General features: G+C 59.1%; 5 protein-coding genes and 2 pseudogenes. All 7 read right to left on the reverse strand.

Annotation, left to right across the window (positions count from 1 at the left end; translation table 11 throughout):
* Nucleotides 1–2,306, reverse strand: a 2,306-nt coding sequence (locus ACQR2C_RS32495; RefSeq protein WP_434882955.1) for an FG-GAP-like repeat-containing protein, incomplete at its 3' end; no start/stop codon positions are given.
* Nucleotides 2,307–3,559: 1,253 nt separating this feature from the next.
* Nucleotides 3,560–3,812 (reverse strand): annotated as a pseudogene (locus ACQR2C_RS32500) (hypothetical protein).
* On the reverse strand, nt 3,809–5,458 hold the full coding sequence (gene tnpC, locus ACQR2C_RS32505) for an IS66 family transposase (RefSeq protein ID WP_434882956.1): 1,650 nt from the start codon (nt 5,456–5,458) through the stop codon (nt 3,809–3,811). Before tnpC ends, ACQR2C_RS32500 begins: the two are co-directional and overlap by 4 nt.
* Nucleotides 5,459–5,547: 89 nt before the next feature.
* Nucleotides 5,548–5,850, reverse strand: coding sequence for an IS66 family insertion sequence element accessory protein TnpB (tnpB, locus tag ACQR2C_RS32510; protein WP_434882957.1), 303 nt, complete (start codon nt 5,848–5,850; stop codon nt 5,548–5,550).
* A 23-nt stretch (nt 5,851–5,873) separates the two neighbouring features.
* Nucleotides 5,874–6,281 carry an IS66-like element accessory protein TnpA gene (gene tnpA, locus ACQR2C_RS32515; RefSeq protein WP_434882958.1) on the reverse strand — a complete coding sequence of 136 codons (408 nt, stop codon included), beginning with the start codon at nt 6,279–6,281 and terminating at the stop codon, nt 5,874–5,876.
* A gap of 185 nt (nt 6,282–6,466) precedes the next feature.
* Nucleotides 6,467–6,787 (reverse strand): hypothetical protein, encoded by a 321-nt coding sequence (locus ACQR2C_RS32520; protein WP_434882959.1) that lies wholly within the window; start codon nt 6,785–6,787, stop codon nt 6,467–6,469.
* A 2-nt stretch (nt 6,788–6,789) separates the two neighbouring features.
* Nucleotides 6,790–7,907: pseudogene (locus ACQR2C_RS32525) on the reverse strand (hypothetical protein); the annotation flags it as partial.

Genomic DNA, 7,907 nt, shown 5'->3' on the forward strand with positions numbered 1-7,907 from the left:
CGGAACGTCGTCGTGTCCGCGATCCCGGTCTGCAGATCCTTCACCGTCATCTGGCGGAAGCCCAGCATCCCACGGCCCGTCATATCCACCTTCGCGCCGGCGTAGGAATAGCTTGAACTATATACGCCCCCGACGCCGTTCGATGTGTCGACACGAGAGACCACGTAAAGCGGCATCTGGAGATCCTGCACGGGATACGACGCCGTATTGTCGCGCGTATAGACGTTGGCGTTGGTCAGCGGCAAATACGAAATCGACGTCGTCGTCCCGAGGCCCGTCCGGACCGTCAGCACCATGTCACCGATCAAGCCATTCCCAATGAACACATACTGGTACGGATAACCATTGGCGTCGACCAGCAGATAATCGACCTTGCCGTCGCCGTTGAAGTCCCCGGCGATCGGAAAGTTGACATTCGGCGTAGTGCTATTGATCGGGAATTTCCAGCCGTTGGGCAGGGTCTGGACCTGTCCCGAGAACGTCCCGTCACCATTGTTCATGAACAGGTACTGATAAGGGTAGCCGCCGCAGTCGATCACGACATAATCGGTCCTGCCGTCACCGTTGAAATCGCCTGAAATCGGCAGATAGGGCTGGTTCGCTTTGAAACTCCAACCGCTCGGCAGTGTCTGCGTCTGACCGGTGAAGGTGCCGTCGCCATTGTTGAAGAAGACGTACTGGTAGGGATAGCCATTGGCGTCGATCAGAAGATAGTCGAGCCTGCCATCGCCATTGAAGTCACCGACGATCGGCATGTTGGCGTTCGGCGTATTCTTGTTGATCGTGAACTTCCAGCCGTTCGGCAGGGTTTGCGTCTGCCCTGTGAACGTGCCGTCTCCGTTGCCGATGAAGACGTATTGATAGGGATAGCCATTGGTGTCGATCAGAACGTAATCGATCTTTCCGTCGCCGTTGAAATCTCCGGTGACCGGCGCATTCATGTTTGGCGTATTGCTGTTGTTCGGGAAGCTCCAGCCGTTCGGTAGCGTCTCGGTGATTCCCCTGAATGTTCCGTCACCATTGTTCATGAAGACGTACTGGTAGGGATAGCCGTTGCCGTCGATCATCAGATAATCGGTTCGACCGTCACCATCGAAATCGCCGACGATGGGCGTGAATCTATAGTTCGCAGCAAATTTCCAGCCGTTCGGAAGCGTCTGTGTCTGCCCCGTGAACGTACCGTCGCCGTTGCTCAAGAAAACGTATTGATAGGGGTAGCCATTGGCATCGATCAGCAGGTAGTCCGTCTTCCCATCACCGTTGAAGTCGCCAACGATCGGCGTGTTAACGTTGGGTGCACCACTGTTGGTCTGAAAATTCCAGCCATTCGGCAGCGTCTGGGTCTGTCCTGTGAATGTTCCGTCGCCGTTGTTCAGAAAGACATACTGATACGGATATCCGTTGCTGTCGATCAGCAGATAATCCGTCCGCCCGTCGCCATTGAAGTCGCCTGAGATGGGAATGTACTTGCCGTCGGCCTTGAACTTCCAGCCATTCGGCAGCGCCTGGGTCTGCCCCGTGAATGTGCCGCTTCCGACGCCCGACTGCCAAACGAAGCTCGTTGAAGGAAGACAGGCTCCATCTGCCGCACAAACGGCAACCGACGCGACCTCGCTGCGTTGGGTCGAGTCGCTTTGCTGGTACGATACTCTATAATCCGCGACCAGCGATGCACCCGCGAATGTCTTCACATTGGTGAGCCGGACCAGGGTCTTCATGACCGATCCACCCTGATAGGTCACGATCACGTCGGGACGGCTGGCGTATACGAACTGCACGGAATTGTATGGAGCAACGTTTGCCGCAGCATTTCCGGTGTAGTCGATCCGGCTCGGATATGCCTGCCCGGTCGCGGTGTCGTTCGTGTAGGTGACCGTGAAATAGTTCGATTTGCTGTCGCTGATCTTGTTGACGGCCCATGTTCTCGCCGTCGTCTTGCCCTGTGCGAGAACGAGCGAGTCAGTCGTGCGACCAAACTCCATCACTTGACCGGACTTCGAGTGGACCTCGAACCACGCCGGACCTGCGCCGGCAGCTCCATGTGAAGTGATCTTGTTGTAGCCCTCGATCTCGGTCCGATACTCGGTTCCGTCAGCGCCATAAGCGCCGCTGATTGCGACGAGCCTTTCCCCGTCCATGCAAAAGCGGTCATTGGCATCATAGCTGACCGCACCGAGAACACCATCTTGCGCCGGCGTTCGCGGGCAGCGTCCAATGGAAGGCAGCCCACCGAACGACCAGCCGATCCCAAGCAGTCCGTTCGTTCCCTGGCTGCTCAAGTAGTCCAGCGACAGCGACGGTGCCATGCCCGCCGTTCCCGGCGGCAAGGCAATGGGAATCGAATATGTCGCCCCGCCAGTTTGACCGACCGAGAAGCTTCCGGGTAGCGACATTCCGCCTGATAAACCTAAAGTTGCAATTGCGATCGAAAAAATTGCGCCCAAGCCGATGCTCGCAGCGCCTCTCTTTATCGAAGAGCGATTAGCTCGACAGCCCCGCGTCGATTGACTGAACATCCCTGCCCCCGCAGCATCTGTACAATTCGAAACCTAACAGACGTCATTCGTATCTGACGATCAATGAACATTGAAATCTATTCACAACATGCAGGTGACGATGATCTCAAAATACAACCTGCATCTCCGACTCCTGATGCTGTTCCACAATCACGAGCAAGATTTGTTCGCATGCTGCACCAACGACCGCATTCGACGGCGACGACATTCAACGCTGAGTACAGAGGACTGCAATGACATCCTCGCGCGTGCACGTATTGGCCGAATCATTCTCGTACTTCGCTGCGCTCTCTGCCACGCCGCGAGCTCGTAGCCGAGCTGTGTGAGATTTGCGCCTCCTGCACGTCTGTGGCTCTCGACAGAACCGGACCGACACGCGTTGCAGGCGATCAGATGACCGCACGAACGACACGCGCCGAACGATTGATTTTCGCTGTAGCTTCAAACTGATCTGGCCTGTCCAGCCCCCGCGAAAAAAATATTCCTGTTCTTTTTTTCGGAAAACATGATTATCTAGGCTCATCCCGCCTCGCGAGAGGGGACGTATCGCGGTCGTCACGGACGTCGGGTGCGGGATGCGGTGGGTGTGTCGGGCTGCGCGTGACCTTGTCGTGCGGACGAACGGCTTTCGGCACGCCGGCGAAATCGTATGGTCCTGGCCTCCCGACGCTGAGGCTACGCCGGTGGTGATGATGATCCGCCGCTCACGGGGGCAAGACAGCCCGGTCCCCGGGGAGAGTGCGTATAAGCCGCCCAACCATCGCGCGGGGAATGCCGGGATGTCTCGGCTGAACCTGTGGTTCCTGCCGCCTGCATTTCTTTCGCAGGCGGGCCATGGGTGCGGCCAGCGCCCGGCATTCCCCGCGCCCTCTCCTCTGGAAGGGCGAAACCACCGGCACAGCTCGGACGCCATGCGCGCCGCGGGATAGCATCGCCGCGCCTGAACAAACCACGAACCAAGTCAAAATCTGAAGGGGGGGAGAGGTTTGGTGCGCTCGGAGGGCGGATAGTAAGCATCCGGAGTGGGCCGCAGGCTGGGTCTATTACTCGGGTCGCTGGCGATCGAGCAGCTCCAGCTTCTCCTTGTGCATTCGCACCAGCTCGATCAGGGTTTCGACCCCTTGGTCAGTGAAGGCCTGGACGCCGTCTTCTCCAACGCCATAGAACCCAGATCACGCCGTCCTCGATCTCCATCTCGTTGGCCAAGTCGGTCAGCCAGCCTTCGTCTTCCCCGAGGTCTTTCGCGACTTGGGTGATGGTGGTGACGTGATGAACCTTGTTGACGTGCATGGTCATGCCGCGCGAGCGGAGAGCGCTGACGCCAGTGTCCATTTCCAGGGCAGCAATTCGTCCAGCCGGTGAGCCGGATGAGAGGCGATGCGCGCGAGGACATCGGCGAGCCAGGCCTGCGGATCGATGCCGTTCATTTTGGCCGTGACGATCAGGCTGTACATGGCCGCCGCGCGCCGACCTCCGCGATCGGAGCCGCAGAACAGCCAGGATTTTCGCCCGAGAGCGATGCCCCTCAGACCGCGCTCGGCGGCATTGTTCGAGAGGCAAATCCGCCCATCATCGAGGAACGCGGTGAAGCTCGGCCAGCGCTTGAGGATGTAGTTGAACGCCTTGGCGAGGTCGTGGCCACGGGACAGTCTGGCGAGTTGCTCACGCATGTAGACTTGCAGGTCCTCGACCAGAGGCAGGCTCAGGGCCTGCCGCACCCGAACGCGCTCCTCGGCGCTCGTGCCATTGATGGAGCGTTCGATCTCGAACAACGCATCGATCCGTTGCACCATCTCGATCGCGATGGGCGAGAGCGGGATGTCCTTCTTGCCGGAAGCCTTGCGTCGCGCGTTCTCCTCGATGTCGGCCATGATGAAGAACGGACGCCGGGCGTGCACCCAGCACGCCGCTTCCCGGATCGGTCCAGGTCGGTGCCCCGCCAGATAGAGCTGGCTGTATCCCTCATAGGCATCGGCCTGCAGGATGCCGGCATAGCCTGCCAGATGCGCCTGCGGATGCTCGCTCCTGCGGTCGCGGGAGTAATAGAACATCGCTGCCGGCGGGTCGGCGCCGCCAAACGGCCGATCGTCCCGAACGTAGATCCAGCATCTCCCCGTATCGGTCTTGCCCTTGGCCAGCACCGGCACGGTCGTATCGTCAGCATGAAGGCGCTCGGCCGCCATGACATGGGCTTCGACCCGGCGCAGCAGTGGTTCCAGCGACGCACAGACCGATCCAACGGCATCTGCCATGGTCGACAGCGCGATCGGCACGCCTTCCAAGGCGTAACGCGCGGCCTGGCGGTTCAATGGCTGATGCTGGCCGAACTTCTCGAACATGATCATGGCCAACAAGCTCGGACCCGCCCATCCCCGCGCCACGGCATGGAACGGCGCCGGCGCCTGGCTGATCTTCTCGCAGTCACGGCAGGAGAACTTCTCCCGCACCGTCTCGACCACCTTCCACTGCCGCGGCACGGCCTCCAACGTCCGCGTCATGTCCTCGCCGATCTTGCGCAGGCGGTTGCCGCCGCAGCACGCGCACTCGGACGGCGGATTGATCACCACCCGCTCACGCGGCAGATGCTCTGGGAAGGTCTGGCGCTCCGCGCGCTTGCGCGTAAATCCGCGGACGGTCGTGGTACTGGCCGCGGCTTGCTCGGCGGACAACTCGTCCTCGGTGGCGTCGGCCTCCAGTTCCTCGAAGGTCAGCGCCAATTGCTCGATCAGCCGCGACGAGCGCTCCGACCGCTGTCCGTAGATCTGATGTCTCAGCTTGGCAATCTGCAGCTTCTGCTGGGCGATCAGCGCGCTGTCTTCCGAGGCTTTCGCGCGGGCGACGGCCAGTTCCGCAGCAATCTCCAACCCTCTGGCGCGCTCGGCTGCCAGCGCCTCTTTCAAGGCCGCCATGTCATCGGGAACGGCGTTGCGCTCAGCGTTCATGCAGCGCAGTGAATCACAGATCGGAGGTGTTGTGACTCCCCAAACGCCAAAAGCCGAAGGATTTATTTGGCTCAGCCCGCGCTTTGCGGTCACCAGCTTGCCTGGGGATTTCTCCAGTCGATGCCCTCGAGCATGTAAGCCATCTGCGCCGCCGAGATCGACACCGCACCGTCCGACGCCGAAGGCCAGATGAACCTGCCACGGTCCAGGCGCTTGGCGTACAGCGACATGCCCAGCCCGTCATGCCAGAGAATCTTGACCAGATCGCCGCGGCGGCCGCGGAAGATGTAGAGATCGCCTGCATGCGGATCGCGCTTCAGGCTCTCCTGGACTCCAAGCGCCAGGCTTTGCATACCGCGACGCATGTCGGTGTGGCCGGTCGCGATCCACACGCGTACCCCTGGCGGAATTGGGATCATCGCGTTCGCCCGTCCGCCAACGCCGCGATAGCAGCCTTCAGCGTCCTCTCATCGACGACGCCCGTGATCCGCATCCTGGCTCCGGCCACAAGCTCGATCTCAATCGTGCCGCCGCTGGCAGGCACGACCGGATCAGGTGTCGCTACCGGATCTGCGATGACAGTCGCCGGAACGAAGTCCAGTCGCGGCCCAGCTTCATTCTGTTCCGCGCGGAACAGCCGCCGCCACTTGAGAAGCAACGAACGTGAGATGCCGTACCGCCGGGCGGTTGCCGAAACCTGCCGGCTCCCCTGCAGGCTCTCCATCACGATCCTGAGCTTCTCATCCTCTGACCAGCGTCGCCGCCGACCCGTCTCGACCACTTCAAGCCGCCCGATCCGGGCACTGTCCTTATCTCTGTCCATAAGGACAGTTCTCAGCACCAACACCAAATTGCCAAGGCGGCCCTCGGCGGAGGATTACGGCGGATATGGCGGTCGCGATTTCAATGGCTTGTCTCGCGAGCGGACCGAAAAGGTGCTTTTCGAACGGAGACGTGCACTTGCTAGCGGCAGTATTCTTCAGCATGACCGCCTGTCAATAAATAGATCTAATCGCCAAGCACCAATCGATCCAACCAGCGCTGCGCCATATCTCCGTCCAAAGGACCATTAATTTCTGGCGATGCCATCTCAAAGACAGCATCTGCGATCATCTTTTGATCATTCTTATCAAACTGGATCTCATCAATTAGCTCGATGCGACTTGCCCACTCGACAATTTCCTCTGCACTCAGATCTCCACGCAAGAACCGCTCAAATATTGTGCGCAACGTATTTTTTGTTACCAAAACATAGTGCTTGTCGCCACATTCTATCAAACTCTGATTCAGCTCCTCAATTAAGCTCCCAACAGCCAATATGGTCTTCATAGCTACATCTTTGATTTGACGTGAATCACGTTCTTCATCGCATCAAACGTCGTCTTAAGATACTCAGTGGTCACGCCAGCAGCGTCAATGACTTTTTGGTACACCGCGTACGAGCCCGGCACCCTCCCTGGCACACTGGCCGTGAAGATTACGCTATCGGATCCTAAAGTGTCCACGGCAACGGTACCAGCACCAGCAGGAAGTTTACTCAGATATCTTGCAAGATTTTTAGCTTGCGCGGCAGTTAACTCAACTTCGCTCGTCGCAGCTACAGCTGGAACTGCCTCAGGAATCAGGTCCAGCCCTAAAACTGCCCAACCCCCAAAAGCTATCAACGGAGTGACCAGCGGATAAGTTAGCTCCGGCTTTGCCACAAATGATTCATAAACGTCAGCTTCTGATGCCAAGCTATCGGCATTTTGTGACCATGTAGGTTTCTCTCCTTGGGAACACGTGGTCCAACAGCTTAGATTGTTGAACAGGTAGCCAAAGGCACCAGTGACAGCTCCGTTTGCGAATTTCCCTCCTCCAGCGACTGACGCAAGCCCGCCAGCGGTCGCCTCAAAAATAGTGCCACCAATCTTTTCCCCGAGGTCGTGCTGCGCGTTTGGAAAGATCTGGTTTGTCAACGGCGCAAGTGCAGAGCCGACCGCACCTGACAAAGCGCCCGACTTGCAGTCACCGCCTGAAGCCACCGATGACCCACAGCCGACTAAGGCATGCCCAGCTACATTCGCAAAGTACTTGTCGGTGCCAAATGAGGGCTGATGGCCCGTTAAATTGCCCACGCCATAGAATGCTGCGGCTGTGACGCCTGCTATCAGCCCCGCCTTTAGCACCTGACCTAGGTTACCTCCAGAAAGCCCTGTAGCTATCATCGCCCCGCCCGCCGCCGATGCGACGGCAAGACCGAACGACCCCGCTGCGAGCCCAAGGCCAAGCCCTGGCAGGACCGCATTGAGCATGATCGTCGCGCCGATCTGCAGGATCGCCCTGGCGATGGCATTGGTCTGGAAGAAGTGCGTCACCGCATTCCAGGCGCCGCTGACCGCCTTGCCGACCGCGTTCCAGAAGCAGCCGAGGAAGCAGTGTCCCGACGGATCGGTGAAGGTCAGCGGAT

It is taken from the genome of Bradyrhizobium sp. HKCCYLRH3061, assembly GCF_051168015.1.
Lineage (GTDB): Bacteria > Pseudomonadota > Alphaproteobacteria > Rhizobiales > Xanthobacteraceae > Bradyrhizobium.

What these genes read in the sequence shown, in the direction of transcription:
- tnpC (WP_434882956.1), bottom strand. Translation starts at nt 5,458, where the DNA reads ATGAACGCTGAGCGCAACGCCGTTCCCGATGACATGGCGGCCTTGAAA.
- tnpA (WP_434882958.1), bottom strand. Translation starts at nt 6,281, where the DNA reads ATGGACAGAGATAAGGACAGTGCCCGGATCGGGCGGCTTGAAGTGGTC.
- ACQR2C_RS32520 (WP_434882959.1), bottom strand. Translation starts at nt 6,787, where the DNA reads ATGAAGACCATATTGGCTGTTGGGAGCTTAATTGAGGAGCTGAATCAG.